Origin of the sequence: Paracoccus yeei ATCC BAA-599 (assembly GCF_000622145.1) — a bacterium.
GTDB lineage: Bacteria > Pseudomonadota > Alphaproteobacteria > Rhodobacterales > Rhodobacteraceae > Paracoccus > Paracoccus yeei.
This window is the reverse complement of record NZ_JHWH01000015.1, coordinates 67023-93152: the sequence shown is the minus strand read 5'-3', so window position 1 is coordinate 93152 and position 26130 is coordinate 67023. Positions and strand designations below refer to the sequence as shown.

Here is a 26130-nt window from a genome sequence, read left to right as displayed (position 1 = left end):
CCTGTTAAATCTGACACGCGCGCTCGACGTCATTCTTTTCCTTCAAAGGCGAGATTTGGCCGTCGCCTAGCAAGTTTTCTCCGTCTTTCTGCAACTACCTACCTGCACTCTATTTTAGGTTAAGTCCAGACCCTCCAGCCTGCAGGGTTCGAACTCCAGCTTCAATTGCCGACCATAGGTCGCTGCCGGCATGGTGAGATGTCGTCGGGGGGCGGCTGCCTCACTCTACCACATACCCGAGCGCCCGGTAGCCGGTTCTTCGTTTGGCGGCCATCCTGGCGAGGACAGGGACCGAACTGTCGACATAGTCGACTACCAACGCGTCTTTCTTGTCGTCATGCCGCCGGTGCAGCCTGCCGACATATTGCGCCAGCGTGCCTTTCCATGCGATCGGCATCGTCAGGAACAGGGTGTCGAGCCGCGCATCATCGAAGCCCTCGCCGATATAACGCCCTGTCGCGAGGATCAGCCGCTCTTCATCATCGGCAACGCTCAACGCCGTCTGCGCGGCCTTCCGATCCTTTGCCGACATGCCGCCCCGAAGCACAACGATGTTCCTGGCGAACCTGGAGAAGCGCTGTTGAAAGTAATCGAGGTGATCCTTGCGCTCGGTCAGCACGATAGGCGAGCGCTTGGCCTCCAGTGATTTCAGAACGTCGTCAAAGATCAGATCGTTTCTGGCTGCGTCTTCCGCCAATGCTGCATAGATCGCAGGCATGGATGGACGCTCGGCCATGGCGAGGGCCTCCGGCAATCGGAATCTCGTGTGACGTTCCCGCGCCCGATGGCGAAGGCCACTTTCGGCGGCCTGCGATTTGGCGGTCAACTGATGGCGCACAGGGCCGCATTGCATGAAGATGATCGGATGATGCCCGTCCTTTCGGGCGACCGTTGCCGATAATCCCGTGACATAGCGCGCCTTCGATCTGCGGGCGACAAGCTCAAAGCTTGCAGCGGACAGGTGATGGCACTCATCGACGACAAGATGGCCGTAATCGGCAATGATATCGTCAACTTCGCCCTTGCGAACCAGGCTCTGGATCAGCGCCACGTCGATCACACCGGTGGGTTTGCGCTTTCCGGCGCCGATGGTGCCGATCTGCTTCGGGTCGATCTGCAGAAAGGACCGAAGGCGCTCAACCCACTGGCTAAGGAGTTCGCGGCGATGGACCAGAACCAACGTATTGCGGGCACGATGTGCGATCAGCGCCGAGGCTACGACCGTCTTGCCGAATGCGGTCGTGGCGGCAAGCACGCCGGTATCGTGCTTGGCCAATGCATCAAACGCGCGCGATTGCTGCTGGCGAAGTTCGCCACGGAAGCGAACCGTCTCTGGCAAACAAGTTCCATCTTCGCGCAAATCGTCCAGATCGGCTGTCGCTCCGTGATCGGAAAGGAGCCCGGTCACTTCATCGAGGCAGCCGCGCGGCAGAGCGACGTGTCGGGGGTGCAGTTCGGCACAGGATACAACTCGCGGCTTTCCGAATGTCGGCAGCCGCATTGCTTGCGCGCGATAGAATTCCGGGTTCTGGAACGCCGCCAACCGCACCAACTGAGCGATCATAGCGGTCGGCAGATCCGACCGGTTGATATAGATCTGGTCGGCGAGCGTCACCTTGATGGTTTGCGGAAGGGACACATCGAGGCGTCGTGACGTGCTGCGGCGCGACGGGGGTATCTTCCAAGGCTCGTCCGCCTGCTCGTCATCCACCGGCATTCGCACTCCCAGCACCCGCCCGGAGAGCTCTGCCGCTTCGACGTGCTTGGTCACCGCCGCCAGGGACATTCTAGGCAAGGACGACAAATAGGCCCACTGATCCCCATATGGCCGCATGTCTGAGTCGACAAAGACGCTGTTGCCCGCCTTGCGCGCCCCGCTCTGGAGCGGCAGCGCGATCAGGTTGCCAAAGCCGCCAAGTGGCTTGGTATCCTGGTTTGGAAACAGTCGATCATAGGATGCGAAGCCGATTTCCGGCCGCCTTTCCATCGTTTCGGTGATCAGGACCGATCCGAGTTGACGTGCCAGACGAGCAGATATCGGTTCGGAGAAGAATATCCAGATATGACCGCCGTTCCCTGACCTCGATCGTTCCAGCGCTGCGGGGACTTCCTTTGCCCGACAGGCTTCGAGCAGCGCATTGGCGTCTTCCGCCCATGACGCCTTGTCAAAATCCGCCGCCAGGAACCAGCATGTATCCGCTGGCAGGAGCGGATAGACACCGGCGACAAAATCTCCGTTTCGGCCACCATCGCCGCGCAGGTGTTTTTCGATGATCGCATCATCGGGTGGGATGAAGCTCTGGTGAGGGCAATCACTGCATTTCACCGCCGGCTTTCCGCATACCCCTCTTACCCACTCATTGAAACAGGCAGGTGAGTAGCCGGATCGACCAGTTTTTCTGTTCTCCCATCGTAACGGGAATACATCGCTGCGCCCCGCAAAAAGAGACCGAAACAGATCGATTTTTTCCTGCGAGGATGAGCTATTCATCACAGCTGCACCCCCAAACGTCACTTGTTCCGCCCGAGTTTGCTCAACAGCATCCAGTTGCCGCTCGAGGGCTTCCAACTCACCCTGCAACGCAATTCGCTCGGCCTCAAGGCGGGACAATCGGTTCCGAACACGCGTGATTTCCGCCGTTATGCTGTCGGCATTCATCAAGCAAACCCCTCGCGCGACATATCCCGCCCACCATGGCATCGCAGACAGGATGGATCGCTGTGGCCGGATGAGCAACTATCCACATGGGCTTTTGCCCGCTCCACCAGTGCCGCCATGCAAGAATGACTGACAGTAACCCCGGTCAGTCCCCGCTTCCGCCGGTCGCGATACAGTGCTCCCAACATGTTCTGCAAATTGTCGATCCGCCGCTGATCGGTGATACCGTCCGTGTCCAACTCAGATTTCTGCTTGGCGGTCATGGTCGTTCCTCCTGCAGGCGCGTTTCATCTTGTTGCAAGCCTTGATCGGCGCATGGCCTTCATCGGTACCAGCCCTCCGACATCCGAGGGATCACATAGCGCAGGAACAGGCCGACACCGCCGGCGAACAGGATAAAGGGCGAAAGGAAGAGGAAGGCGATCAACCCGTCGAACCAAGTCGTCGAGTAATCCGACGCCACCAGCATGCCGAAGCCAATGCCGGCAAGAACGAAGAAGGCGGCCACGCCGAGCATGAAGGTCGATGCCCGGCGCCAGCTTTCGACCGAGCGGCCCCACACGCCGCGGATCGCCCCACAGGCCGGACAGGTCAGCCTCGGCGTGAATCTCGGTCATGCAATGCGCACATTGTTGGGGCATGGCACGCTCCTTGATGTCGAATGAATGTTAAAACAGGTAGAGTTAAAAACGTCGGCGCACAATAGCATTGTGCATGAAGGCCACCCCCAGAAGCCCCCTGCGAGACATCGTAGCGCGCAACATGCGCAGACTGCGAGCAGAGCGCGGCTGGTCGCAGGAATATCTGGCCCATGAATGCGGGCTGAACCGTACCTATCTTAGCGCGATCGAGCGGTCTGAGCAGAATATCTCAATCGACAACCTTTACCGGGTGGCGCAGGGCTTTGGCGTCGAGAGCTGGACGCTGCTCAAGGCGGAGTAGCTGGCAGAGCGGGCGGAAAGCCGACGGATGGCGGTCCGGCAGAGCAATCGCTGCGACACCGGGAAAGCGGTCGCTCAAGCAGCGCGTGGCGATGTAGACGCGTGCCAGCCTCAAGGGCGGGGAGCTGCTTGAAGGGGGTGCGGCATGGCACCCACAGAAAAACCAAGGAAGCGGTCGGTCGAGACGCCTGCGCGCTGGCCGCTGTCGACCTTGACCTTCTTGATCCAATCGCTCAGCGTGTTGGCTGAACAGCCAATCATCGCGGTGATCGACACAATGGCCTGCTAGCGCGATCTATGCGGACCCTCGCCATCGAGAACAATCCGCACTGCACACTCGTGTGACCTCAGGGAAACTCTTGTTCGTCGTCTTGCTCATAATACTCCATCCCACTCATGAGTTGGAGGCTCCGGCAAACCTAGCGCGGTTCAGACCACATCGCATTAGGCGCGCTGGTGAGGGTCTTGGATGACTGGACCGGCACATCAGAGCCATTGACGGTCCTCAATCCCCCGGAAAAGCGCATCGGCGCCCGAACCTGGGTATTCATTGATTGGCAGTTAGAGGCCTACCGCCGCGGTGCGCTGCGCGACTCCCAGCAGCGTAAGATTATTGGCTTCGGTCGCGCCCGAGGTAAAGACGATCTCGGATGGCGCCGCGCCAATTAGCGCGGCGACGTCCGCACGGCCATTGGCAATAATCCGCGCGGCTCGCTCGCCCGATGCATTGGGCGATCCGGCATTGCCCGGTTGCTCCCATACGGCGAGCATCGCATCGCGAGCTTCGGGCGCAAGTGGCAGCGTCGCAAAGCCGTCGAGATAGATGGGCGGCTCAGCCATCACGTATCTCCGCGCAAGGTGACGCGGGGCATGCTATGCAGCAATAAGAGGACCGCGTGATTCATGGACGAAGTTGTAGCGATAGTCGGACCCGATCAGAAGATCATTTAAGAGAACGCTGTCAGGACTTCCGGTCTCTCAACGGATTTTTGTAGCATTCGGCGCTGATTGTCATGTCGCTGGCAGGCGGACTGTGTTCGCGGTAGCAAGCTTCGCGCTCAGCAATGGCGCGTGCACCCTGCCGTCCGCGGTTTGCTGCGTCACCTCCCGAAGGGTAGCATTGGAGAATGCGGTTGCGCAGCATCCCTCCATGCCGAACGGCAGCAAAGGGCCAAACGTGACTAAAGACTGGGATGTGCTGTGCTGAGGGTGTGGCCCGCCGTGCCGTAGCGACGCGACTTGGCTCGGCACAAGCCAATAATGCACGTGGAGCTCTTCTCTGAGAGGCCGCTTTGTGAAACAGAAAGCAAACCTTCCTGAAATTTCGCACCACAAAACTGGTCGGAGCGAGAGGATTCGAACCTCCGACCCCCTGCTCCCGAAGCAGGTGCGCTACCAGGCTGCGCTACGCTCCGACCGTGGGGGGGCAGGTAACCCGGCGACGCGGGGAATGCAAGGGGCTTGGCGGCAGAATTTGCAGGGCCGCCAACCGTGCGGCACGCGGCACGACAAAGGCGCCGCGCCCCGGCCTGGGATGCGGCGCCTCAAACACTACGGGGATGCCAGTCAGACGGCTGACCGGGACTTCGATCCGGGCAGTTCGATGTTGATTTCCAGGCTCGACAGATCGTCGCTGCGCTCGAGCTTGACGTCGACCGCGTCGCTGTCGATCTCGAGGTGGCGGCGCACGACCTCGAGGATGTCGCGTTGCAGCAGCGGCAGGAAATCGGGGCTCGAGCCGCCGATGGCACGCTCATGGGCCAGCAGGATCTGCAGGCGCTCCTTGGCGGTCTGGGCCGAGCCGGGCTTGCGTTGGCGGAAAAGCGAACCGAACATGTCAGGCCGTCCGCCCCAGCAGCCGCTGGAAGAAGCCGCGCCGCTGTTCCGGGCTGGTGCGCAGCGCGATCTGTTCGCCGACCAGCCGGCCCACGGCATCGGCATAGGCTTTGGCCGCGGCCGAGGTCTCGTCCATGATGACCGGCGTGCCCTCGTTCGAGGCCTTCAGCACGGTGGTGCTTTCCGGGATGATGCCCAAAAGCGGGATGGCCAGGATCTCCAGGACGTCCTCGACGCTCATCATCTCGCCCTTGGCCGAGCGGGCGGGGTCGAAGCGGGTCAGCAGAAGCTGCGCCTTGACCGCGCTGCCATCGCCCTTTTCGGCCACGAAGGTCTTGGAGTTCAGCAGCCCCAGTACCCGGTCGCTGTCGCGCACCGAAGAAACCTCGGGATTGGTCACGACCACAGCTTCGTCGGCGTAATACATCGCCAGATGGGCGCCGCGCTCGATCCCGGCGGGGCTGTCACAGACGATATAGTCGAAGTCCTCGCGCAGCTCGTCCAGCACGGCCTTGACGCCTTCCTGGGTCAGCGCGTCCTTGTCGCGGGTCTGCGAGGTCGGCAGGACATACAGGTTTTCCAGCCGGCGGTCCTTGATCAGGGCCTGTTTCAGCTTGGCGTCGCCCTGGATCACATTGATGAAATCGAACACCACGCGGCGTTCGCAGCCCATGATCATGTCCAGGTTGCGCAGGCCCACGTCGAAATCGATCACGACCGTCTTGTGCCCGCGCATCGCGAGCCCTGCGCTGATGGCAGCGGAGGAGGTCGTCTTGCCGACGCCGCCCTTGCCCGATGTGACTACGATGACCTTGCTCACGAAACGATTCCTTATCCTGTGTTACTTGAGGGCTTCGACACGCAGGCTTTCGCCGTCCAGGAACGCCTGCACATAGTGACGCGGCACGTCCGCCGCCAGATTCTCGCTGGTCAGGTAAAGCCCGGCGATGGCCAGCAGCTCGGCGTCGAGCGCGTGGCAGAAGATGCGGGCGGTGGTGTCGCCCATGACGCCCGCCAGCGCCCGGCCGCGCAGCCGGCCATAGATGTGGATGTTGCCCGCAGCGATGACCTCGGCCCCGGAACTGACCGGGCCCACGATGACCAGATCGCCCTGCTCGGCCAGCACCGTCTGGCCCGAGCGCACGGGCTGGGTGATCATCTTGGCCGGCGCGGTGGCCGGGGCCTCGCCCGGAGCATCGCGTCCCCCCTGCCCGGCTTTCCGGCCACGGCTTTCGGCACGCGCCGCCACCTGTTCGACGGGAACGCTGCGCCCGCCCGGCAGGGCGATCAGCCCGGCCGAGGCCGCGGCCGCCACCTGCTGGGGCGTGCCATGCTGGATGCCAAAGACCGACAGCTTGCGCGCCCGCAATTCCTGCGCCAGCAGCATCAGCTCGCGTGGATCGTCCAGGCCGTGGGACTGTTCCAGGTCGATGACCAGCGGGGCGTTCTCGAAAAAGGCCGGCGTCTCGCGCAGCTTGGCGTCCAGCGCCTCAAGAAAGCGGTCGTCGACCGGCCCCGCGGGTTGCAGCGCGATCGCCGTGAAAAAGCGACCCCTGATCTGAAGTGGCCTGACGGTCGCGACACGCGAGGCCGCGTTTTCCCTTGGTCCTTGTGCTTGCACGCTCGACTCTGTCCGGTTCTTGTGCGCGCAGGCGGGTGTCAGGCGCGCAGGGTTTTTCCAATTCTCCCTAATGCGTGAAGGCGCCTGCGTCCATGACGATTCCCAGGCCCAGACAAAAGCCGGCGGCTGTCGGCGGGTTCGTGCCCGCCCCACCGCCGATCAGGCGTGGCTGGAAAAGCCACGGGATGAACGTCCAATCCTTTGATTTCCTTTCGCTTGGTCCCGGCGCGGCGCAGGCCTGCGGGAGGCCGGACCACGCCGGTCCAACGGAATCAAGGGATTGCCCCCTGCCCCACGGCAGTCGGCTGCGGCAGACATCACTTCCGCGTGACCGCAGCACGCCCTGCCCGGGAACCCGGCCTTTCTCCGCGGGTTTGGCCCCAGAGGGAGGAACCTGCCATGGATGAGACAACGCCTTGTCCTCCGGTCAGAAAAGACGGGCTGCAGTTGCACGAGGACCGCGCCTTTCAGCGCCGGCTCTGGCGTGCCCAGCGGGTCGCCTGGGTATGCTACCTGCTGATCTGCGTGGCCGCCCTGCTGGGTCTGACAGGCAGTGGCGGGCTGTGGCAAAGCCAGCGGATCGCCTTTGCCGGGGCCGAGGCGCAGGTCCCCCGCGTCAGCCGGTGGGAGGGCAGCGACCGATTCATGCTGCGCTTTGACAACGCGGCGGACCGCCACAGCCTCTGGCTGGGGCATGAATTCCTGGACCGCTTTGCCGTCGACGGCATCCAGCCCGAGCCCGCGTCGAGCCGCATGGCCTCGGGCGGGCTGCTGCTGGACTTCGACACCGGCGGTCCACCGCCCCATACCGTCGTCATTGACGTCAGCCCCATGCACTATGGCGTGACCCGCTTCGACCTGCGCGTCGGGGACGAGCAGCGCCGCGTCACCACCGTCATCCTGCCATAGGACCGGTCATGGACTCTGTCATCCGAGGCGTCGCCATCTATCTGATCCTGATGGTCCTGACCCGCCTGACGGGCCGGCGCACCATGGCGCAGATGACCCCCTTTGACTTCGTCCTGCTGCTCATCATCGCCGAGACCACGCAGCAGGCGCTGCTGGGCGACGACTTTTCGCTGATAAACGCCTTCTTGCTGATCGTGACGCTGTTTGCCACCGACGTGGCGCTGTCGCTGGCCAAGATGCGGTCGCGCCGGCTGGGGCTGTGGCTGGACGGCAATCCGACAGTGCTGATCTCCAAGGGGCGGATCGACCACGAGGCGCTGCGCCGGGCGCGCGTCAGCCTGGGCGACATCCTCGAGGCGGGGCGCATCACGCATGGACTGGCCCGGCTGGACCAGATCGAGGCCGCGGTACTTGAGGTCAGCGGCGCCATCAGCATCATTCCCCGCGAATAGGGAATCTGCTTCCCTTTCGCGGGGGTGGCGCAGCGCAGCCCTTCCCCCGCGAGGCGCCAGTTTGGAATGGCCCGCCGCCCCGGCTTGGGGGGATAGTCTGCCCTGAAGACCATCCGGGCAGGAGCACGCCAGTTGCGCGATCATCAGGAAACCACCGGGACGGATGTCCTGTTCTGCTCGTTCCACACGCCGGACGACTATTATGCGGGGGCGGCCGACCGGCTGCGCCAATCGCTGGACCGGCTGGGCATCCGCCACCACATCGCCCGCGTCGAAAAGGCCGAGGGCGAGGAGTGGCTGGAGATCTGCCGCCGCAAGATCCCCTTCCTGCACGGGGTCTGCCAGGACAATCCCGGCAGCCGCGTGTTCTGGATCGACGTGGACTGCGATATCGACTATCTGCCCGGCTTCGTCGCGGGCTTTTCGGCCGACATCATCGGCTTTCAGCGCGGCTTCGGCCATCCCATGCGGATCGGCTATGCCAACAGCGCCCGGTTCTGGGAACCGTGCTTCTGGGGGATCAACGCGACGCCCGCCGCGCGCGCCTATATCCACGACGCCAACCTGGCCTGCGAAAGCATCTCCCTGCGCGCGACTGACGATTATTTCTTCGAGGAAGCCTGGCGCAAGAACGCCGACCGGCTGAGCTTTCAGATGATCCCCGCGACCATGGTGGTCGGACGCGCGGCCGAGGCGGGGCAGCGGCCGTTCTTCTGCTTCGGCGCCAGCGGCAATGTGGCGGCCTTCAAGGGCAAGGCCGCGCAGCACAGCCGGCAGCCGGGCGCACGCGCGACGCCCGCCCGGCAGGCGCGGTCGCGCGGAATGCGCGCGCTGGCCCTGGAAACGGCCAGGCAGGTGCAGGGCGCCCTGCCCGACGGGCTTTCGGTGCCGCTGCGCCGGCTGTCGGACCGGATCGGCTTTACCGAATACCTCTCGCCCAGCCAGCCCCGGCCGCAGGGCCTGTCCGCGGGCAGCATCTACCGCATCATCCATGACGCGCGCGAAGGCGACGCCGCCCAGGTCCGGACGCGCATCGCGGCCGCCAGCGCGCGCCGCCTGCTCGGGCCAGCGGACCAGGCGGTGATCGGGGCGGCGCAGGCCTTCCTGGACTATGGCGCCGGCCCGGGCGCGCCGCTGCGGCTGCACTGGTGGGACAAGCCCTATCCCGGCAACTATGGCGACTGGCTGTCGCCCCTGATCCTGGCCACGGCGACCGGTCGGCCCGTCGTCCACCAGCGCCACGACGAACCCGGCGCGGCGCCCCATCTGATGGCCGTCGGCTCGGTCGGGCGGTTCGCACAGGGATCGACCATCGTCGTGGGCACCGGCATCAGCCGCGCCGACACGGCGCTTCCGCCCGATGCGCAATACATCTCGGTCCGGGGGCCGCATACCGCGCAGGCGGTGGCACTGGCCGGCGGGCCCCGGATCGAACGCTTCGGCGACCCGGCGGTGGTGCTGCCTCGGCTGTTTCCGGTTCCGCGCCCGGCCTCGACCAACGGGCGGCTGGCGCTGGTGCGCCATTTCGCCCACCGCTCGATCCCGCTGCGCCTGCCCGAGCCGGTGGACGAGCTGTCGATCCTGCGCGCCGGCCGGGCCGAGATCCTGGACCTGATCCAGCGCCTGGCCGGCTATGACGCAGTTCTGACCAGCGCCATGCATGTCCACATCACCTGCCAGGCCTATGGGATTCCGGTCGGGCTGATCACCTTTGAAGGGCACGAGGACGCGGTCCACGGCGACCGCATCAAGTATCGCGACTATGCCGCCGGGGCGCTGGTCCCCGAACACCTTCCGGTGCCGGTGGGCCTGGACCTGCGGCATCGCCGGCTTGAGGATCTGGTGGAACACGACCGCGTGCCGCAGGGCATCGTCGACGACGTGGCCTCTGCCCTGGCCGATGCCGCCGCTGCCTTCGACCGCGCGCAGGAACGGGTCGGGGGCCGGGGGCGCGGCAGGGTCGCGGCGGCATCGTGAAGGACCTCGAGGCGCCAGCCCCGCCCGCGCGGGTCCGCTCGGCCAATCCGCGCATCCCGCCCCCGGTCGCGCGGGCGCGCTGGACGCGCGGGCACAGCCTGGTGCTGGCCAGCTTCCTGCTGGGGTTCCTGCTGCCGACGCTGCTGGTCGGGGTCTACATGGTGGCGGTCGCGCGCGACCAGTATGTGTCCGAAGTCTCGTTCGTGGTGCGCGACGACGAATCGCCGAACATGGGCATGCTGGCGGGTCTGGGCCTGTCCTCGGTCGGCAACACCACGACCGACGCCAAGATGCTCTACGAATATCTGCGCAGCCCCGGCTTCGTGCGCATGATCGACGCAGAGCTGGACCTGCGCGCGATCTTTGCGCGGCCGGGCGATCCGGTCTTTGCGCTGAAGGACGGCGCCACGCTTGAGGATCTGGTCGCCTATTGGCGGCGCATGGTCACGATCAGCGTGGACAGCGCCACCGGCATGATCGGGATCGAGGCGCGGGCCTTCGCCGCCGCCGATGCGCAGCGCATCGCGCAAGCCATCCACCAGGCGGCGGGGCGTCTGGTCAACACCGTCTCGGACGAGGCGCGCGAAAACAGCCTGCGGCACGCCGAACGCGACCTGGCCCAGATGGAGCAGCGCCTGACCCGGGCCCGCCTGGCCATCGCCCGCTTTCGCGACGAAAACCGGCTGATCGACGCCCAGGCCGCCGTCAACATCAACTCGGCGGTGATGGCCAGCCTGTCGCAGGACCTGACCGAGGCGATCCTGCAACTGGAAACCATGCGCGAACAGGGCACCGCCGACGTGCGCCTGACCCAGGCGCAAAAGCGCGTGGACGTGCTGCGCCGACGGATCGAGGAGGAACGCCAGGGCTATGTCGCCGGCGCCAAGGGCGACGTCAGCTTCAGCGCGGTGCTGGACGGCTATACCAAGCTGCAACTGGACCTGGAACTGGCCGAGAAAAGCTACAGCCTGGCGCTGGCGGGGGTCGAGGCGGCGCGCTCGAAGGCCGAACAGGACAACCGCTATCTTGCGACCTTTGTGCAGCCCGGCCTGCCGCAGACCGCGACCCGGCCGCGGCGTGCCATGATCATCGGACTCGCGGCCTGCTTCATCTTCATCGCCTGGCTCAGCGCCGTGCTGATCGCGCTCAGCAACCGGGACCGGACGGCATGATCCGGCTTGAGAGCCTGTCGAAAAGCTTCACGGTCAAGGGCCGCACCACGATCGTCGCGCGCGACGTGACCGTGACCTTTCCCAGCCGGGAATCCATCGCGCTGCTGGGCCACAACGGCGCGGGCAAGTCCACCCTGCTGCGGATGATCGCCGGCGTGGTGCGCCCCGACCGGGGCCGGGTCGCCACCACCGGCAGCGTGTCCTGGCCGGTGGGCTTTTCGGGCAGCTTCCATCCCGACCTGACCGGGGCGCAGAACACCCGCTTCATCGCCCGCGTCTATGACGTGGATGCCGAGGCGCTTTTGGATTTCGTCGCCGGGTTTTCCGACCTGGGCCACCACCTGCACCTGCCGTTTCGCAACTATTCCTCGGGGATGCGGTCGCGGCTGGCCTTCGGCGTCTCGATGGGCATCCATTTCGACACCTATCTGGTGGACGAGGTGACCAGCGTCGGCGACGGCTATTTCCGGGAAAAAAGCAAGGCCTACTTCCGCAACCGCCTGCTGAACAGCGGCGCCATCATGGTCTCCCATTCCATGAGCATGGTGCGGGCGCTGTGCACCTCGGCCGCGGTGCTGCACCGGGGGCGGCTGACCTATTACAGCGACGTGAACGAGGCCATCGCCGTCCACCAGGCCAACATGGGCACCGCGCCCGGGGACGACGATGACGACTGAACGCCGCCACCCCCTGGGCCGTACGCCCGGCCTGCGCACCGTCACCGCGCTGGTCTTTCGCGAGATGGCGACCACCTATGGCCGCTCGCCCGGCGGTTTCCTGTGGACGGTGCTGGAGCCGGTGGGCGGCATCGCGCTGCTGACGCTGATCTTTTCGCTGGCGGTGCGGGTGCCGCCAATGGGGTCCAGCTTTGCGCTGTTCTATGCGACGGGCCTGCTGCCGTTCCTGATGGTGCTCGACATCAGCCGCAAGATCGCCCAGTCGCTGAGCTTTTCCAGGCAGCTGCTGTTCTATCCCGGCGTCACCTTCGTCGATGCCATCGCGGCGCGCTTCGTGCTGGCCTGCGTCGTCCATGCGCTGGTCTTTGCCATCGTGCTGACCGGCATCATCCTTTACGACAATGTCGAGCCGATCCTGGACCTGCCCCGCATCGTCGCGGCCTTCTGCATGGCGGCGGGGCTTGGCCTGGGGCTCGGCTGCACCAACTGCTTCCTGATGCGGCGCTTTCCCCTGTGGGCGAATGTCTGGTCCATCGCGACGCGGCCGCTGTTCCTGCTGTCCTGCGTCTTCATCCCGTTCGACGCGCTGCCGCAGAGCTTTGCGAACGTGCTGTGGTTCAACCCCATCGTCCACATCATCGGCATGAACCGCGCGGGGGTCTATGCGACCTACCGCGCGGAATATGTCCAGCCGGTCTATGTCGCGCTGGTCGCGGCGGTGCTGTTCCAGGTCGGTCTGGCGCTGCTTTACCGCTGGCACCGCGACCTGGCGCTGCGCTAGGCGATGGCGCCCTCCGGCGCCTGCATCGCCTTGGCCTGCAACCGCCGCTGGCTGGCCGCGATCAGCGACCGATAGCGCCGGTTGCTGAACCCCCAGGCCGTCGAGGACAAGAGGTCGCTGTGATCGACCAGGAAATCGCGCGTGGTCACGACCCGCATCCCGGGCATCGCCTCAAGGTGGCGGTCGATGGTCACGCGCCGGGCGCCGTGGTCGTCCATGCGCCAGTCCGCCAGCCATTCCAGCGCGCGGCGGTTGAAGATGTTGAAGACCATCCCCGCCGTGCGGTCCAGGTGCAGGAAGGTCTCGCCCCCGAACCGCGCCACGCCTTGCAGGGCATAGTCGTCGCGCACATGCGTCGAGAGCCCCGAGAACACGTCCCATTCGACCCCGCGCAGATAATCCTGCACGACTTGCAGCCGGGCCTCGAACTCCGGGGCGGCCAGCATGTCGTCCTCGCAAAAGATGGCCCAGGGCGCGCCGGCGTCCAGGCAGGCCCGCGCCATGGTGCGAAAGCTCAGCGCCGCGCCGATCCAGCCGGGATCATAGCGCAGCCCGTCGAAGACGCGGAACCCCTGCACCGGCTGGCGCTGGAACGAGGCGCGCCGGGCCGGCGTCTCGGGCAGGCCAAGGCACAGGCGCGGCACCGTCGCCGGGGCGATTTCCGGCATCACGCTGCGCCAGTCGATGGCATCGGGGTCGACCGCCCGACCCGCCACCAGAAAGCGGAACAGGCCGCGGCGAAAGCCGGTGACATCCTCGGCCGCCAGGAACAGCCGCTCGGCCGGCAGGCCCGAGGCGATCAGCGCATCCAGCCGCGCCGGCACCGTGTCGATCAGCGCGTGGCAGCCCCGGCCGTGCAGGATCACCTGCGCCAGATCCGCCCGCGTGCGCGAGGTCAGGATCAGCACGTCGCGTTCGTCATGCCGGCTTGCGGCGGTGAAATCGGGGTCGATGTGGAACCGCGTCGTGCCCGGCGCCGCGCCTTCGGGCAGGGTGGGCCGACCGGCCATGCGCAGCATCTGCCGCAGGCTGGCGGCCAGCGTCGCGTCGCCGCCGATCACCTGCACCCGTGCCGCGATGGGGGGCAGGTCATGCGTCGCCGTGCGGCCCTTGGGATAGCGCAGCCGCGAATAGATCCCGGCCAGGCCCTCGTCATGCAGGATTTCGGAAATGCGGTTCATCGTCGAAACCTTTCCTGTGCGGGCCTACAGCCAATGGCGGCGTTCGGCGTGGCGGGGAAGCGGGCGGTGGCGGTCGGCAAGCAGCCCGGCCTCGGGCCAAAGGGCGGGGCGCGCCTCGGCCGGGGTCCACAGGCCCGAGGGCATCCCTTCGCGGGGTTTCGGGGCTCCGGCCTGCCGCGACGGCAGGGGGGCAAGGCGCAGCGGGCTGAAAAGGGCGCGGATCATGGTCTTGCCTTTCCTGGTCGAAGGGTTCGGATCAGGAAATCCTATCAGCCGCCGCCAAATCACGATAGATAAGGTCGTTTTATATCGCGCGCCGCGACAGCAGTTCCCTTGCCTTTTGGAACGGGGTTGAGAAGGCCCGTTCTATCGCCCGCCCCGTCAGTCCGGCGCGGGCAGGCTGTCCAGCTTGGGGCGCGCCTGCGTCACCACGGTTCCCGGCGCGACCGACTGGGTCAGCCAGACCCCGCCCCCGATCACCGCGCCCCGGCCGATGGTGATGCGGCCCAGGATCGTCGCGCCCGCATAGATCACCACATCGTCGCCGATCACCGGATGGCGCGGCTGGCCCTTGACCAGCGAGCCGTCGCCCGCCTCCTCGAAGCGCTTCGCACCCAGGGTCACCTGCTGGTAAAGCCGCACGTTCCGCCCGATCACCGCCGTTTCCCCGATGACGACCCCGGTGCCATGGTCGATGAAGCAGGCGGGACCGATCCGCGCGCCGGGATGGATGTCGATGCCGGTCACGGAATGGGAATGCTCGGCCATGATGCGGGCGATCATGGTCGCCCCGGCTCCGTACAGTTCGTGCGCGATGCGGTGCCGCAAGGCGGCGGCGACCCCGGGATAGCAGAACACGATCTCGTCCAGGCTTTTGGCCGAGGGATCGCCGACATAGGCGGCAGCGATGTCGGTGTCGTGCAGGTCGCGGATGCGCGGCAGGGCGCCCATCACCCGGTCGGCTGTCTGGCGCGCGCGGTCATGGCAGTCGGCGGGCTCGGCATCGATGGCCAGCAGGAACTCCAGTTCGACCTGCCGGGCCAAGCGTTCGCGCAGCGCCGGCAGCAAGGCCACCACATAGCCGTCGGTGCGATCGGGCGGCAGTCCCGAGGGGCCGTAGTGGCGCGGGTAAAGCGCCGCGATCAGGCCGGCCAGCAGGTCGGTGATCTCGGCCCGGACCGGCAGGCGCGGGACCGGGCGCCCCGCATAGCGGCGCTGCTGGGACACCAGCCGCAGCAGGCGCAGCTGTTCGGCAACCTGGCCCAGGTCCAGGTCCTCGGGTGCGTCGCGCGGGGGCAGGCCGTCCATCGGCGGCTGTCGTGCCAAGGGCGGCTCAGCCGCGCCGCCCGGCGCGGGCGGGCGGGGCCGGCGGGGCAAAGGGCAGGACGCGCGCGCGCAGGTCGGCAAAGGCGCGCTGCCATTCCGCCGCGGCCCCCGCCAGATCGAACAGCGCCGCCCGCGGGCCCAACCCGTCCAGAAAGCGCCGCCCCGCCGCGCGGTCCAGCATCGCCCGCACCGGCGGCTGCCCATAGGCCTGCGCGATGCGCGTCCGGCAGGCGGCCAGCCCGTCGCCCAGATGCAGGCCGAAGCGCCGGTCCAGGATCGCCGCGCGCCACAGCACCGGCGCCAGCACCAGATCGAGGTTGGTCAGCGCGGCCCCGGTCTCGCCCGCGATCCCCCGGTCCAGCCGCGCCAGCGTCTCGCGCAGCGCAAAGACCGCGATGTCGAGATCGCGCAGGTTCCGCGCCGCCGTCACCCGCCCCAACTCGGCCCGCGCCGCGCCCACCAGCGCGATCAACTCGCGGTGCCGCGCCCGGGCGGCGGGGTCGCAGGGGTGCAGGGGATGGCCGGGGTGCAGATCCTCGATCAACTCGATCATCGCAGCGGGGTCCTCGATCGTCAGGATCACGTCGGGCTGGGTTTCGACCAGCAGGCGCGTGGCCTGGGCCTGCCCGGCGGCGCCGGTCGGCCAGCCGCGCAGGGCCAGGGCAAGCCGGGCGCCTTGCGCCACCGCGCAATCCTGCGGACCCGTGACGCGCAACCGGGGAAACTGTCGCTGCATCGGCTCTGCCTCCTCTTCGCCGCGATACGGGGCCAGAGTGGCACAAAAACACGATAAAGCAAGACGTGTTTTTCGGAGGGCTTTCCCGGGCGTAGCGTGATGAAACCAGACGGCTTTCTCGCTCAGGACTCGCCCCCGCCGCGCGCCCGGTCGCGGCGGGGCGCGGCTTTTGTCATTGCCAGCCCCGGCCGATTTCCACGGCAGTTCGGTAAAGATCGCGCTCGGAGTCGGTCAGATCCGACAGGATGTCGGCCTGCACGCCGACGGGACCGACTCAAGGGTCAAACCACGCGCATCACCCCCGCGTCGCAATCCGACAGCGCGGCGCGGACCTTCAGCGGCAGGACCTGGGCGACAGACTGCTTGGGACAAACCAGCAGCAGCCCCGCGCCCGGTCGGTGCCGCGCCTGCCATGGATGTCGGCCACCGGATCCGCGCAAAAGGCCTTTTCGCAAATGCTTCAGCCCGTAGCGGCCCCTTTCCGGCCACAGGAGGGCGGGCAGGTCGTCCATCGACACAGGGACGGGCGCGATTGCTGCGGCACGGCGGCCAGCCGGTCCCGTTCGACGCAGAGCCGCACCAATTCGCCGTGCGGAACGGCGCGGCCCGCCCGCGGGTTTCCCCCGCGACATGCAGAAAGGCAGACCGATGGACGACGACATACCGTTTTCGCTTGGGATCGAAGAGGAATATCTGCTGGTCGATGCCGAAACCGGCGCCCTGGCCTCGGCCCCGGATGCGCTGATGGCCGCCTGCAAGCAGGATCTCAAGGATCAGGTCAGCCCCGAATACCTGCGCTGTCAGATCGAGATCGGCACCCCCGTCTCCGCCAATATCGCCGAGGCGCGCGATCACCTGGCGCGGCTGCGCCGCTCGATCGCGGATCATGCGGCGGAATTCGGGCTGGCGCCGATCTCGGCCGGCTGCCACCCGGCGGCGGACTGGCGCGACCAGGTCCATACCGACAAGGACCGCTACAACCAGCTGTCACAGGAAATGGCGGGCATGGCCCGGCGCATGCTGATCTGCGGCATGCATGTCCATGTCGGCATTCCCGACCAGGCCTTGCGCATCGACCTGATGAACCAGATGACCTATTTCCTGCCCCATCTGCTGGCCCTTTCGGCATCAAGCCCGTTCTGGCAGGGGCAGGACAGCGGCATGGCCTCGTATCGCACGACGGTCTTTGGCGGCTATCCCCGCACCGGCCTGCCGCCCCAGTTGACGGGATGGGAGGAATACGACCGCATGGTCGGCGCCCTGATCGATCTGGACATCATCGAGGACAGCAGCAAGATCTGGTGGGACCTGCGCCCGTCGTCGAAATTCCCGACGCTGGAAACCCGGATCTGCGACGCCTGCCCGCGCCTGCGCGACGCGCTGACCATGGCCGCCCTGATCCAGGCGACGCTGCGGATGCTGTGGCGCCTGGCGCGGCGCAACATCCGCTGGCGGCAATACGACAACTTCCTGCTGGCCGAAAACCGCTGGCGCGCCGCCCGCTATGGCGTAACCGAAGGGTTGATCGACTTTGGCCACCGCACGATCCGGCCCCAGACCGAGGCGGCCGAGGAATGGCTCGCGCTGATTTCCGAGGACGCGGATGCGCTGGACAGCCAGCCCGCCACCGCCCGCCTGCGCGGCATCCTGGCCGAGGGCAATTCGACCCAGCGCCAGCGCCGGGTCCATGCCGCGGCGCTGGCCGCCGGCGCCTCGCGCGACGAGGCGCTGCGCGCCGTCGTCATGCACCTGATCGAGGAGTTTCGCCTGGATCTCGACTAGGCGGGACCCCTAACGCGGGCGCCGGGGACGCGGGGCCTGTTCCAGCGGCTCGACCTGGGTCTGCCAGTGCGGGCCGCTGCGCCCGCGCAGCAACTCCGCCACCGCGCGCCGGGGCGACCGGGTCAGCAGGCTCAGCGGATTGCCGTTCACGCGCGGCACCTCGCCGGTGCGGCGGTCGATCAGCCGGACCGCGAACATAGGCCCGTCGTCGTGCTCCAAGGCGGTGTTTTCCTGGCTCATCTCGGCTCCGTCGGCTGTCCCGTGGTATGGGACGATAATACACGAGTTACACGCTAGACAATACTGTTTATTTGCGCGACAAAAAGAAAAGACCATTCCTTTGCCAAGGCAGCGAGATGTCCGACCTTGACCTGATCGACCGCAAGATCGTCGCGGAACTGATGCGCGACGCAACCCTTCCGATTGCCCAGATCGCCGAGAAGGTGGGGCTTTCGCAGACCCCGTGCTGGAAGCGCATCCAGAAGCTCGAGGCCAACGGGGTCCTGACCGGACGCGTCGCCTTGGCCGATCCGGCGCAGCTGGGCTTCGGCATCATCGTCTTCGTGGAAATCGAGGCGCCGAATCACTCCGCCGAATGGCGCCGCGACTTTACCGCCGCCGTGGACGCCATGCCGGAAATCATGCAGTGCCACCGCATGGCCGGGCATATGGACTACCTGCTGCTGGTGGCCGTGCCCGACATGGAGGCGTTCGACCAGTTCTACAAGCGCCTGACGGACGCGGTACCCATCAAGAACGTGACCTCGCATTTCTCGATGGAGCGGATCCGCTTTACCACCGCCTATCCGGTGGACACGCGCCGACGCTGATGGGATCAGTATGTGCCCAGCAGGACCGACAGCCAGAACCCCGCCCGCTCGCGGTTGCGCTGGTGATACACGCCCGAGCGCAGCATGCCCCCCAGCCGCATCGGCAGCGGCTGGCGCAGGGCGGCCGCGAAATCCTGCAGCCGCCTGCGGTTTTCCGGCGTGAAGCGGGCTTGCGAGGTCGCGAGCCCCGCGCAGTTCTGCCGCGCCCAGCGTCCGTGCGTGCCCGCCAGATAGCGGCCCAGGCGGCGGTGCAGGCTGCGCAGGCCGCGGTTCGCGCCGATCACATTGGCTCCATGCTGGCGATAAAGCAGGCCGGGCCGGGGGTCCATGACCGCCTGCCCGCCCGCGCCGGTGATGATCTGATAGGCCCACCAGTCATGGACGATCATCGGCCCGCCGTCCCGCTCGGCCGCCTGCAGCAGCGCGGCGGCGGCAGGGCTCATGATCTGGGTGTTCCCGCTGATCACGTTCTGGACCAGCGCATTGCGAAAGCACAGCGGCCGCGACGGCAGCGGCGACAGGCCGACCGGATTGAGGCCGGCGTCGCAAACCTGCACCCGGCTGCCATAAAGCGCCAGGGGATTGGCGATGCCCGCCAGCGCCTCAAGGCCGCGCGCCAGATGCTCGGGGTGCCAGACATCGTCCTGGTCGCAGAAGGCCAGGCATTCGCCCGAAAGCCGCGCCTGCCGGATCAGGCTGCGGAAATTGGCGGCCGCCCCCCGTCCCGGACCCGACACCAGCGTGACCTGTCCCGCCGGGCGCGCGTCGCGAAACGCCTGCAAGACCGCAGGCGTGTTGTCCGACGACGCATCGTCCGACACCATCAGCCGCCAGTCCGCATGGCTTTGCGCCGCGATGCTGTCCAGCTGCTCGGCCAGAAAGCTGCCGCCGTTGTGCGTCGCCATCAGGATCAGAACCGTGGTCACTGGCAAACCTTGCGCATCAGCGGGCAATCAGCTCGTGAAATTTCCGTCCCGACTGCTTGGCAACTGGGCCACCATTTCCGCAATCCCCTCGCGCAGGCCGATGCGCGGTTCCCAGCCGAACGGGCCCGCCGCTGGCTTTTCAGGCGCTTTCCCGGGCCAGCCGGGCCAGATACTTGCCGTAGTCGTTCTTGGCAAAGCGGGCGCCTTGGGCGCGCAGCGCCTCGGCGTCGATCCAGCCCTGGGCGAAGGCGATCTCCTCGGGGCAGCCGGTCTGCAGGCCCTGGCGCTGCTCCAGCGTGCGCACGAAATTGCCGGCGTCCAGCAGGCTGCCGTGGGTGCCGGTGTCCAGCCAGGCAAAGCCCCGGCCCATGCGTTCGACGGTCAGGCTGCCTTCGTGCAGATAGCTTTCCAGAAGCGTGGTGATCTCGATCTCGCCGCGGGCCGAGGGCTTGACCGCCCGCGCGCGGGCCGGCGCCGTGCCGTCCAGGAAATACAGGCCCGTCACCGCATAGTCCGACGGCGGCACCGGCGGCTTCTCGATGATCTCGCGCACGTTGCCCGCCTCGTCGAACCCGACCACGCCATAGCGCTCCGGGTCGTGGACGCGATAGCCGAAGACCGTGCCGCCCGAGGCGCGCGCATCCGCCGCGTTCAGCAGCTGGGGCAGGCCGTGGCCGAAAAAGATGTTGTCGCCCAGGACCATGGCCGAGGCCGCGCCGGCCAGGAAATCCTCGGCCAGGATATAGGCCTGCGCCAGCCCGTCGGGCGAGGGCTGGACGATGTATTCGAATTGCAGGCCCCATTGGCTGCCGTCCCCCATCAGGCGCTGGAACTGGCCCTGGTCCTCGGGCGTGGTGATGACCGCGATCTCGCGGATGCCGGCCAGCATCAGGACCGAGATCGGGTAATAGATCATCGGCTTGTCATAGACCGGCAGAAGCTGTTTCGACACGCCCATGGTGATGGGATAAAGCCGCGTGCCAGAGCCGCCGGCCAGAATGATCCCCTTGCGTGCGGTTCCCGTGGTCATGCCTGAAGCTCCGTAATGACTTGTGCCAGTCCCACGCGCCAGTCGGGGCGCAGGATGCCGAAATCGCGTTCGATCGCACTGCAATCCAGCCGCGAATTGCCGGGCCGCCGCGCCGGGGTCGGATAGTCGCTGCTGGCGATATCCTCGATCCGGCAGGACAGCCGGCCCTGTTCCATGATGGCGCGGGCGAAATCCGCCCAGGTCGTGTCGGGCGCGCCGGCCATGTGATAGACCCCGCCCCGGGCGCGGTCCGCCTGCATCGCGCCCAGCATGGTCAGGCAGTCGCGCGCGATGTCGGCGGCGGGCGTCGGACCGCCGTGCTGGTCGGCGACCACGCGCAGCACCTCGCGCTCGGCCCCCAGCCGCAGCATGGTCTTGACGAAATTCGCCCCATGCGCCGAAAACACCCATGAGGTGCGCATGACCGCCCATTGCCCGCCCGCCGCGGCAATTCCCTGTTCTCCGGCAAGCTTGGTCGCGCCATAGACGCCCAGGGGCCCGGTCGGATCGGATTCCCGCCAGGGCCGGTCGCCCGAGCCGTCAAAGACGTAGTCGGTCGAGACATGGACAAAGGGCACACCCAGTTCGGCCGCCGCCCGCGCCATGGCGGCCGGGGCCTCGGCATTGACGGCGCGCGCCAGGTCCGGTTCCGACTCGGCCCGGTCGACGGCGGTATAGGCGGCGGCGTTGATGATGCCCGCGGGCAGCAGCTCCCGGATCGTGGCGGCGCAGGCCTCGGGGTCGGACAGGTCCGCCCGGGCGCGGTCCAGGAAGGTCGCCTCGGGCGCCAGCCGCGCCAGTTCCGTCGCGACCTGCCCCGAACGGCCAAAGACCAGAAGCCCACTCATGCCGTGCCCAGCCGCTGGCCCACGCCCTGCCGGGTCAGCAGCGGGCGCCACCAGTCCTCGTTCTCAAGGTACCATTCGACGGTTTTCGCCAGCCCCTCCTCGACCGTGACCGAAGGGCGCCAGCCCAGTTCCTCGCGGATGCGGGTCGGGTCGATGGCATAGCGGCGGTCGTGGCCGGGGCGGTCCGTGACAAAGGTGATCAGCCGGTCGTGCGGCGCGGCGTCGGGCCGCAGCCGGTCCATATGCGCGCAGATCGTGCGCACCAGGTCGATGTTCCTGGCCTCGTTCTCGCCGCCGATGTTGTAGCTGCGGCCCAGTTCGCCCTTGTCCAGGACCAGCAGCAGCGCGTCGGCATGATCCTCGACATACAGCCAGTCGCGGACATTGCCGCCGTCGCCATAGACCGGGATCGGCCGGCCGTGCAGCGCGTTCAGGATCACCACCGGCACCAGCTTTTCCGGGAAATGGAACGGCCCGTAATTGTTGGAACAGTTCGTCAGCACCACCGGCAGGCCATAGGTCTCGTGCCAGGCGCGGACCAGATGGTCGGACGCGGCCTTGCTGGCCGAATAGGGGCTGCGCGGATCATAGGGCGTATCCTCGGTGAACTGCCCGGTCTCGCCCAGGGACCCGAACACCTCGTCGGTCGAGATGTGGTGAAAGCGGAACCCCTCGGGCCGGCCCTGCCCGACCCAATAGGCCCGCGCGGCCTCGAGCAGGTTGTAGGTGCCGGTGATGTTCGTCTCGATGAAATCGCCCGGCCCGTCGATCGAGCGGTCGACATGGCTTTCCGCCGCCAGGTGCATGATGGCGTCGGGCTTGTGGTCTGCCAGCACCCGGTCCAGCGCCGCGCGGTCGCGCAGATCGGCCTGTTCGAAGGCGTAAAGCGGGCTGTTCGACACCGGGGCCACGTTTTCCAGATTCGCGGCATAGGTCAGCGCGTCCAGGTTCACCACCTGATGCCCGCGCCGGACCGCCAGCCGCACCACGGCCGAGCCGATGAACCCGGCCCCGCCGGTGACCAGGATCTTCATAGTTTGGCCTCGTAGTCGAAGGGTCCGTCATAGGAAAAGGGGCTGTCGAAATCGGCCAGCGCGGGCGCGGCCGCGTCCTTGGCGCTCAGCACCGGCGCGCCGTCCAGGCCCCAGTCGATGCCGACACTGTCCCAGGCGACCCCGCCGTCGCAGTCCGGCGCGTAATGGTCGGTGCATTTGTAGCAGATCTCGGTGTCGGGCTCGCGCGTGACGAAGCCGTGCAGGAACCCGGCCGGGATCCACAGCTGGCGGCCGTTCTCGAAGGACAGCTCCTCGGCCACCCAGCGGCCATAGGACGGGCTGCCCCGGCGCACGTCCACGGCGACATCCAGCAGCCGGCCGCGCCCGCAGCGCACCAGCTTGCCCTGGGCATGGGGCGGCGCCTGGAAATGCAGGCCCCGCAGCGTGCCCGCGGCCGCCGACAGCGAGTGGTTGTCCTGCACGAATTCGGGCAGGTCCAGCCCGGCCTCGCGCAGCGTCCGCCGGTTCCAGCTTTCCGCGAAGAAACCGCGCGAATCACCGTGCCGCGGCGGGACAAGGATCAGCACGCCTGGCAAAGCGGTCTTCTCAATCTGCATCGGTCAACGCCTCTGAAAACCCGCAAACCCTATCGCAAACCCCATGCGCCGGGGCAAGATGGCAGCGAAAACTAATCGCGCAAATGCAAAGTTGAATTGTTGAGGATTTCGCTTGGTTGTAGGGTCGCCCCGACAACGACAGGAGCGCGCCATGTTTCCGATCCGCCCGCATCGCAGCACCGGGTCCCTTGCGACAGCCTCGGGGGCGGCGGCAGCCATCCTGCGCGCCCGCGCCGCCGAATGGGAGGTCGAGCTGATCGAGACGCCCGACAGCCTGACCCTGCACGTCTGGGGCAGCACGCTGGCCCTGATCCCCGAAGGCGGCGCCGTGCGGATCGAGCTTTCCGCCCCCGAGGCGCGGCTGATCGGCACCCTGCAGGACAGCGCGACCGAGCTTTTCGAAAGCCACGGCATGCAGATCGCCTGGGACCATGTGGACGAAGGCGCGCTGGCCCCCGGCCTTGCGCTGATGCGCGTGGCCAGCGTCGCCCGCCGCACGCCCGGCTTCATCCGCGTGCGGCTGACCGGCCCCGAGGCCACGCGCTTTGGCCAGGGCAGCCTGCATTTCCGCCTGCTGCTGGCGCCGGCGGGCCGCGCGCCGCAATGGCCCCGCGTTGCCGCGAACGGCCGCACCCGCTGGCCCGAGGGCGCGGATGCGCTGCATCGCCCGGTCTATACCGTGGCCGCCCAGCAGGACGACTGGCTGGACTTCGACATCTTTCGCCACGACGGCAGCCCGACCTGCGACTGGGCCGAGGCCGCGCGCCCCGGCGACACCGTGGGCGTGATCGGCCCCGGCGGCGGCTGGTGCCCCGAAGCGCCGCGGCTGTGGCTGTTCGGCGACGAGACCGCGCTGCCGGCCATCGCGCGGATGCTGGACCTGGCCCGGGGCGAGGTGCGCGCCCATCTGCGCTGCGCGCCCGAGGACCTGGGCCCCCTGGCCGACGATCCGCGCGTCACCGCCTGCCCGGACCTGCTGGCCCAGCTTGCCACCATCGACCCCGGCCCCGACGATCACGTCTGGTTCGCCGGCCCGGCGACCGAGGCGCGGCGCGCGCGCCAATTCCTGACCGTGTTCGGGGTGAACAAACGCCAGTTCACCGCAGCCGCCTATTGGGGTCAGCCCGACAGCCGGGCATAGATCCCGCCCTGCGCGATCAGCGCGCCATGCTCGCCCGTCTCGACGATGCGCCCGCCCGCCATCACCACGATGCGGTCGGCATGCCGGATCGTGCCCAGCCGGTGGGCGATGACGAGCGTCGTGCGCCCCACGGCCAGGGCGTCCAGCGCGGCCTGGATCTCGCGCTCGGTCTGGCTGTCCAGCGCGCTGGTCGCCTCGTCCAGGATCAGGATCGGCGGGTTCTTCAGGAAGGCGCGGGCGATGGCGACGCGCTGCTTCTGGCCGCCCGACAGCATGACGCCGCGTTCGCCGACCAGCGTCTCCAGACCCTCGGGCAGGCTTTCGATCAGCGGCCCCAGCTGGGCCTGCCGCGCCGCCTGCATGATCTCCTCCTCCGAGGCGCCCAGGCGTCCATAGGCGATGTTCTCGCGCAGCGTGCCGCCGAACAGGAACACGTCCTGGCTGACCAGCCCGATCTGGCGGCGCAGACTGTGCAGCTGCATCCGGTCCAGCGCGATGCCGTCCACGGTAATGCGCCCCGAGGTCGGTTCGTAGAAGCGCGGCAGCAGCGCCAGCAGCGTGGTCTTGCCCGCGCCCGAGGGACCGACGAAGGCCACCGTCTCGCCGGCGCGGATCTCCAGGTCGATGTTCGACAGGATGGGACGGCCGCTGTCATAGGCAAAGCCCACGCCCTCGAAGCGGATGTCGCCGCGCAGCGCCGGCGCGGGGATGGCGTCGGGCGCATCCGCGATCTCGGGGTCGGTCGCCAGCAGCTCCTGATAGCGGCGGAAACCGGCGATGCCGCGCGGATAGGTCTCGATCACGGCGGCGATCTTTTCCAGCGGGCGATAGAAGACGCCGACCAGCAGCAGGAAGCCCACGAAGCCGCCGGTGGTCAGCTCGCCCGACAGCACGAAGCCCGCGCCCACCACCATGACCACGACCTGCACCAGCCGCAGCCCCATGTATTGCAGCGCCGAGGACGCGGCCATCACCCGATAGGCTTCCAGCTTGGTCGCGCGATAGCGCTGGTTGTCGACCGCGAACAGCTCGCTTTCGTGGGATTCGTTGCCGAACGCCTGCACGACGCGGACGCCGCCCAGGGCTTCCTCAAGCCGGACGTTGAAATCGCCGACGCGGGAATAGATCGCCCGCCAGGTCCGCGTCATCCGCGCGCCATAGACCATGACCAGCACCATCATCGCCGGCACGATCAGCGCGACGATCAGCGCAAGCTGGGCGTTGATCGCGAACATCAGCAGGAAGGCCCCGACAAAGGTCATCAGCGCGATGAAGGCGTCCTCGGGGCCGTGATGGGCGACTTCGCCGATCTCCTCCAGGTCGCGGGTCACGCGCGCGACCAGCTTGCCGGTGCGGGCGCGGTCGTACCAGCGCCAGGACAGCCGCGTCAGGTGGTCGAAGGCGCGGGCGCGCATCTCGGTCTCGATGTTGATGCCCAGCTTGTGGCCCCAGTAGATCACGATGGCCATCAGCCCCGAGTTCACCAGGTAAAGCACCAGCAGGCCCACCGCGGCGGCGACCGTCAGCGTCCAGTTGCCCTGCGGCAGCAGGTGGTCGATGAAGGCGGTGATCGCCAGCGGGAAGGCCAGCTCCAGCAGGCCCGACAGGACCGCGCAGCCGAAGTCCAGCCAGAACAGCCCCATCCAGGGCCGGTAATAGGCAAAGAAGTCGCGCAGCATGGTCGTCCCCCTTC

General features: G+C 67.2%; 31 protein-coding genes and 1 tRNA gene. 12 read left to right on the top strand and 20 right to left on the bottom strand.

Features of this window, described 5'->3' with window-relative positions; translation table 11 throughout:
• Positions 1-220: 220 nt before the first annotated feature.
• From BU28_RS0109910 to BU28_RS26290, 3 genes are read right to left on the bottom strand one after another with little or no spacing between them, the layout of a single operon-like run.
• Positions 221-2659 carry a TOTE conflict system archaeo-eukaryotic primase domain-containing protein gene (locus BU28_RS0109910; protein WP_028719344.1) on the bottom strand — a complete coding sequence of 813 codons (2439 nt, stop codon included), beginning with the start codon at positions 2657-2659 and terminating at the stop codon, positions 221-223.
• On the bottom strand, positions 2659-2922 hold the full coding sequence (locus tag BU28_RS25390; RefSeq protein ID WP_143809726.1) for a hypothetical protein: 264 nt from the start codon (positions 2920-2922) through the stop codon (positions 2659-2661). Before BU28_RS25390 ends, BU28_RS0109910 begins: the two co-directional genes overlap by 1 nt.
• Before the next feature lie 59 nt (positions 2923-2981).
• Complete coding sequence (locus tag BU28_RS26290; RefSeq protein WP_233145001.1) at positions 2982-3176, bottom strand: hypothetical protein; 195 nt, start codon at positions 3174-3176, stop codon at positions 2982-2984.
• Between BU28_RS26290 and BU28_RS26285 the strand changes: the two genes are divergently transcribed.
• From BU28_RS26285 to BU28_RS26790, 3 genes are all read left to right on the top strand, one after another.
• Positions 3175-3324 (top strand): hypothetical protein, encoded by a 150-nt coding sequence (locus BU28_RS26285; protein WP_233145000.1) that lies wholly within the window; start codon positions 3175-3177, stop codon positions 3322-3324. The two genes, BU28_RS26290 and BU28_RS26285, sit on opposite strands and share 2 nt — an antisense overlap.
• Before the next feature lie 97 nt (positions 3325-3421).
• Positions 3422-3601, top strand: a complete 180-nt coding sequence (locus BU28_RS0109900) for a helix-turn-helix domain-containing protein (RefSeq protein WP_233144999.1) — start codon at positions 3422-3424, stop codon at positions 3599-3601.
• A gap of 144 nt (positions 3602-3745) precedes the next feature.
• Positions 3746-3889, top strand: coding sequence for a hypothetical protein (locus BU28_RS26790; RefSeq protein WP_155992530.1), 144 nt, complete (start codon positions 3746-3748; stop codon positions 3887-3889).
• A gap of 272 nt (positions 3890-4161) precedes the next feature.
• On the opposite strand, the gene BU28_RS0109890 is transcribed toward BU28_RS26790, so the two are convergent.
• The 5 genes from BU28_RS0109890 to minC form a co-directional block, all read right to left on the bottom strand.
• A complete protein-coding gene (locus BU28_RS0109890) occupies positions 4162-4440 on the bottom strand; it encodes an aminotransferase class V-fold PLP-dependent enzyme (RefSeq protein WP_028719342.1) in 279 nt (92 codons plus the stop codon).
• Between the two features lie 498 nt (positions 4441-4938).
• A tRNA-Pro gene (locus BU28_RS0109885) sits at positions 4939-5015 on the bottom strand.
• Between the two features lie 151 nt (positions 5016-5166).
• Complete coding sequence (gene minE / locus BU28_RS0109880) at positions 5167-5436, bottom strand: cell division topological specificity factor MinE (protein ID WP_028719341.1); 270 nt, start codon at positions 5434-5436, stop codon at positions 5167-5169.
• A gap of 1 nt (position 5437) precedes the next feature.
• Entirely contained in the window at positions 5438-6256 is an 819-nt protein-coding gene (gene minD, locus BU28_RS0109875; RefSeq protein ID WP_028719340.1) for a septum site-determining protein MinD, read from the bottom strand.
• A 21-nt stretch (positions 6257-6277) separates the two neighbouring features.
• Positions 6278-7057, bottom strand: coding sequence for a septum site-determining protein MinC (minC, locus tag BU28_RS0109870; protein ID WP_028719339.1), 780 nt, complete (start codon positions 7055-7057; stop codon positions 6278-6280).
• Positions 7058-7456: 399 nt separating this feature from the next.
• Between minC and BU28_RS22565 the strand changes: the two genes are divergently transcribed.
• From BU28_RS22565 to BU28_RS0109840, 6 genes are all read left to right on the top strand, one after another.
• Positions 7457-7966 (top strand): hypothetical protein, encoded by a 510-nt coding sequence (locus BU28_RS22565; protein WP_143809725.1) that lies wholly within the window; start codon positions 7457-7459, stop codon positions 7964-7966.
• 8 nt (positions 7967-7974) lie between these two features.
• Positions 7975-8418 (top strand): DUF421 domain-containing protein, encoded by a 444-nt coding sequence (locus tag BU28_RS0109860; RefSeq protein ID WP_028719338.1) that lies wholly within the window; start codon positions 7975-7977, stop codon positions 8416-8418.
• 132 nt (positions 8419-8550) lie between these two features.
• Positions 8551-10395, top strand: a complete 1845-nt coding sequence (locus BU28_RS22560; protein WP_051578102.1) for a polysaccharide pyruvyl transferase family protein — start codon at positions 8551-8553, stop codon at positions 10393-10395.
• The gene (locus tag BU28_RS22555) at positions 10392-11567 is read left to right on the top strand and encodes a KpsE/RkpR family capsule polysaccharide export protein (protein WP_036762552.1); all 1176 of its coding nucleotides are present in this window, start codon (positions 10392-10394) and stop codon (positions 11565-11567) included. The genes BU28_RS22560 and BU28_RS22555 overlap by 4 nt, the downstream gene beginning before the upstream one ends.
• Positions 11564-12244: an ABC transporter ATP-binding protein gene (locus BU28_RS0109845; RefSeq protein WP_028719337.1), complete on the top strand. Its 681-nt coding sequence runs from the start codon at positions 11564-11566 to the stop codon at positions 12242-12244. The genes BU28_RS22555 and BU28_RS0109845 overlap by 4 nt, the downstream gene beginning before the upstream one ends.
• On the top strand, positions 12234-13025 hold the full coding sequence (locus BU28_RS0109840; RefSeq protein ID WP_081791336.1) for an ABC transporter permease: 792 nt from the start codon (positions 12234-12236) through the stop codon (positions 13023-13025). Before BU28_RS0109845 ends, BU28_RS0109840 begins: the two co-directional genes overlap by 11 nt.
• Here the strand turns inward: BU28_RS0109840 and BU28_RS0109835 are convergent.
• The 5 genes from BU28_RS0109835 to BU28_RS0109815 form a co-directional block, all read right to left on the bottom strand.
• Complete coding sequence (locus BU28_RS0109835) at positions 13022-14206, bottom strand: glycosyltransferase family 25 protein (protein ID WP_028719335.1); 1185 nt, start codon at positions 14204-14206, stop codon at positions 13022-13024. The two genes, BU28_RS0109840 and BU28_RS0109835, sit on opposite strands and share 4 nt — an antisense overlap.
• A 24-nt stretch (positions 14207-14230) precedes the next feature.
• Positions 14231-14431, bottom strand: coding sequence for a hypothetical protein (locus BU28_RS0109830; protein WP_028719334.1), 201 nt, complete (start codon positions 14429-14431; stop codon positions 14231-14233).
• Positions 14432-14587: 156 nt separating this feature from the next.
• A complete protein-coding gene (locus BU28_RS0109825; RefSeq protein WP_233144998.1) occupies positions 14588-15532 on the bottom strand; it encodes a serine O-acetyltransferase in 945 nt (314 codons plus the stop codon).
• Positions 15533-15539: 7 nt separating this feature from the next.
• The gene (locus BU28_RS0109820; RefSeq protein WP_143809724.1) at positions 15540-16268 is read right to left on the bottom strand and encodes a glutathione S-transferase family protein; all 729 of its coding nucleotides are present in this window, start codon (positions 16266-16268) and stop codon (positions 15540-15542) included.
• 281 nt (positions 16269-16549) lie between these two features.
• Positions 16550-16780 (bottom strand): hypothetical protein, encoded by a 231-nt coding sequence (locus tag BU28_RS0109815; RefSeq protein ID WP_028719331.1) that lies wholly within the window; start codon positions 16778-16780, stop codon positions 16550-16552.
• A 136-nt stretch (positions 16781-16916) separates the two neighbouring features.
• On the opposite strand from BU28_RS0109815, the gene BU28_RS0109810 reads away from it, so the two are divergent.
• Positions 16917-18050, top strand: coding sequence for a carboxylate-amine ligase (locus BU28_RS0109810; protein WP_028719330.1), 1134 nt, complete (start codon positions 16917-16919; stop codon positions 18048-18050).
• 9 nt (positions 18051-18059) lie between these two features.
• Here the strand turns inward: BU28_RS0109810 and BU28_RS0109805 are convergent, their stop codons facing one another.
• Positions 18060-18290, bottom strand: coding sequence for a hypothetical protein (locus BU28_RS0109805; protein ID WP_036762551.1), 231 nt, complete (start codon positions 18288-18290; stop codon positions 18060-18062).
• A 116-nt stretch (positions 18291-18406) separates the two neighbouring features.
• Here BU28_RS0109805 and BU28_RS0109800 point away from each other — a divergent pair, with 116 nt between their 5' ends.
• Positions 18407-18880 carry an Lrp/AsnC family transcriptional regulator gene (locus tag BU28_RS0109800; protein WP_028719328.1) on the top strand — a complete coding sequence of 158 codons (474 nt, stop codon included), beginning with the start codon at positions 18407-18409 and terminating at the stop codon, positions 18878-18880.
• 5 nt (positions 18881-18885) lie between these two features.
• On the opposite strand, the gene BU28_RS0109795 is transcribed toward BU28_RS0109800, so the two are convergent.
• From BU28_RS0109795 to rfbC, 5 genes are all read right to left on the bottom strand, one after another.
• Positions 18886-19806 carry a glycosyltransferase gene (locus BU28_RS0109795; RefSeq protein ID WP_051578098.1) on the bottom strand — a complete coding sequence of 307 codons (921 nt, stop codon included), beginning with the start codon at positions 19804-19806 and terminating at the stop codon, positions 18886-18888.
• A gap of 139 nt (positions 19807-19945) precedes the next feature.
• On the bottom strand, positions 19946-20836 hold the full coding sequence (gene rfbA / locus BU28_RS0109790; protein ID WP_028719326.1) for a glucose-1-phosphate thymidylyltransferase RfbA: 891 nt from the start codon (positions 20834-20836) through the stop codon (positions 19946-19948).
• Positions 20833-21684, bottom strand: a complete 852-nt coding sequence (rfbD, locus tag BU28_RS0109785; protein WP_028719325.1) for a dTDP-4-dehydrorhamnose reductase — start codon at positions 21682-21684, stop codon at positions 20833-20835. The genes rfbA and rfbD overlap by 4 nt, the downstream gene beginning before the upstream one ends.
• Positions 21681-22718 carry a dTDP-glucose 4,6-dehydratase gene (rfbB, locus tag BU28_RS0109780; RefSeq protein ID WP_028719324.1) on the bottom strand — a complete coding sequence of 346 codons (1038 nt, stop codon included), beginning with the start codon at positions 22716-22718 and terminating at the stop codon, positions 21681-21683. Before rfbB ends, rfbD begins: the two co-directional genes overlap by 4 nt.
• The gene (rfbC, locus tag BU28_RS0109775; RefSeq protein ID WP_028719323.1) at positions 22715-23296 is read right to left on the bottom strand and encodes a dTDP-4-dehydrorhamnose 3,5-epimerase; all 582 of its coding nucleotides are present in this window, start codon (positions 23294-23296) and stop codon (positions 22715-22717) included. The genes rfbB and rfbC overlap by 4 nt, the downstream gene beginning before the upstream one ends.
• 151 nt (positions 23297-23447) lie before the next feature.
• On the opposite strand from rfbC, the gene BU28_RS0109770 reads away from it, so the two are divergent.
• A complete protein-coding gene (locus BU28_RS0109770; RefSeq protein ID WP_028719322.1) occupies positions 23448-24437 on the top strand; it encodes a siderophore-interacting protein in 990 nt (329 codons plus the stop codon).
• On the opposite strand, the gene BU28_RS0109765 is transcribed toward BU28_RS0109770, so the two are convergent.
• The gene (locus tag BU28_RS0109765; RefSeq protein WP_028719321.1) at positions 24416-26116 is read right to left on the bottom strand and encodes an ABC transporter ATP-binding protein; all 1701 of its coding nucleotides are present in this window, start codon (positions 26114-26116) and stop codon (positions 24416-24418) included. The genes BU28_RS0109770 and BU28_RS0109765 overlap by 22 nt on opposite strands.
• Positions 26117-26130: the final 14 nt, after the last annotated feature.

Bases quoted from the DNA above. Each gene is read 5' to 3' on its own strand.
- minE (WP_028719341.1), bottom strand. From the start codon at position 5,436: ATGTTCGGTTCGCTTTTCCGCCAACGCAAGCCCGGCTCGGCCCAGACC.
- rfbC (WP_028719323.1), bottom strand. From the start codon at position 23,296: ATGCAGATTGAGAAGACCGCTTTGCCAGGCGTGCTGATCCTTGTCCCG.
- BU28_RS0109840 (WP_081791336.1), top strand. From the start codon at position 12,234: ATGACGACTGAACGCCGCCACCCCCTGGGCCGTACGCCCGGCCTGCGC.
- BU28_RS26285 (WP_233145000.1), top strand. From the start codon at position 3,175: ATGAAGGTCGATGCCCGGCGCCAGCTTTCGACCGAGCGGCCCCACACG.
- rfbA (WP_028719326.1), bottom strand. From the start codon at position 20,836: ATGACCACGGGAACCGCACGCAAGGGGATCATTCTGGCCGGCGGCTCT.
- BU28_RS0109765 (WP_028719321.1), bottom strand. From the start codon at position 26,116: ATGCTGCGCGACTTCTTTGCCTATTACCGGCCCTGGATGGGGCTGTTC.
- BU28_RS26790 (WP_155992530.1), top strand. From the start codon at position 3,746: ATGGCACCCACAGAAAAACCAAGGAAGCGGTCGGTCGAGACGCCTGCG.
- rfbB (WP_028719324.1), bottom strand. From the start codon at position 22,718: ATGAAGATCCTGGTCACCGGCGGGGCCGGGTTCATCGGCTCGGCCGTG.
- BU28_RS0109820 (WP_143809724.1), bottom strand. From the start codon at position 16,268: ATGCAGCGACAGTTTCCCCGGTTGCGCGTCACGGGTCCGCAGGATTGC.
- BU28_RS0109805 (WP_036762551.1), bottom strand. From the start codon at position 18,290: ATGAGCCAGGAAAACACCGCCTTGGAGCACGACGACGGGCCTATGTTC.
- BU28_RS25390 (WP_143809726.1), bottom strand. From the start codon at position 2,922: ATGACCGCCAAGCAGAAATCTGAGTTGGACACGGACGGTATCACCGAT.
- BU28_RS0109845 (WP_028719337.1), top strand. From the start codon at position 11,564: ATGATCCGGCTTGAGAGCCTGTCGAAAAGCTTCACGGTCAAGGGCCGC.
- BU28_RS0109835 (WP_028719335.1), bottom strand. From the start codon at position 14,206: ATGAACCGCATTTCCGAAATCCTGCATGACGAGGGCCTGGCCGGGATC.
- BU28_RS0109900 (WP_233144999.1), top strand. From the start codon at position 3,422: ATGCGCAGACTGCGAGCAGAGCGCGGCTGGTCGCAGGAATATCTGGCC.
- rfbD (WP_028719325.1), bottom strand. From the start codon at position 21,684: ATGAGTGGGCTTCTGGTCTTTGGCCGTTCGGGGCAGGTCGCGACGGAA.
- BU28_RS0109800 (WP_028719328.1), top strand. From the start codon at position 18,407: ATGTCCGACCTTGACCTGATCGACCGCAAGATCGTCGCGGAACTGATG.
- BU28_RS0109830 (WP_028719334.1), bottom strand. From the start codon at position 14,431: ATGATCCGCGCCCTTTTCAGCCCGCTGCGCCTTGCCCCCCTGCCGTCG.
- BU28_RS0109860 (WP_028719338.1), top strand. From the start codon at position 7,975: ATGGACTCTGTCATCCGAGGCGTCGCCATCTATCTGATCCTGATGGTC.
- BU28_RS0109815 (WP_028719331.1), bottom strand. From the start codon at position 16,780: ATGGACGACCTGCCCGCCCTCCTGTGGCCGGAAAGGGGCCGCTACGGG.
- BU28_RS0109890 (WP_028719342.1), bottom strand. From the start codon at position 4,440: ATGGCTGAGCCGCCCATCTATCTCGACGGCTTTGCGACGCTGCCACTT.
- BU28_RS0109910 (WP_028719344.1), bottom strand. From the start codon at position 2,659: ATGAATGCCGACAGCATAACGGCGGAAATCACGCGTGTTCGGAACCGA.
- BU28_RS0109770 (WP_028719322.1), top strand. From the start codon at position 23,448: ATGTTTCCGATCCGCCCGCATCGCAGCACCGGGTCCCTTGCGACAGCC.
- BU28_RS0109810 (WP_028719330.1), top strand. From the start codon at position 16,917: ATGGACGACGACATACCGTTTTCGCTTGGGATCGAAGAGGAATATCTG.
- BU28_RS22565 (WP_143809725.1), top strand. From the start codon at position 7,457: ATGGATGAGACAACGCCTTGTCCTCCGGTCAGAAAAGACGGGCTGCAG.
- BU28_RS26290 (WP_233145001.1), bottom strand. From the start codon at position 3,176: ATGCTCGGCGTGGCCGCCTTCTTCGTTCTTGCCGGCATTGGCTTCGGC.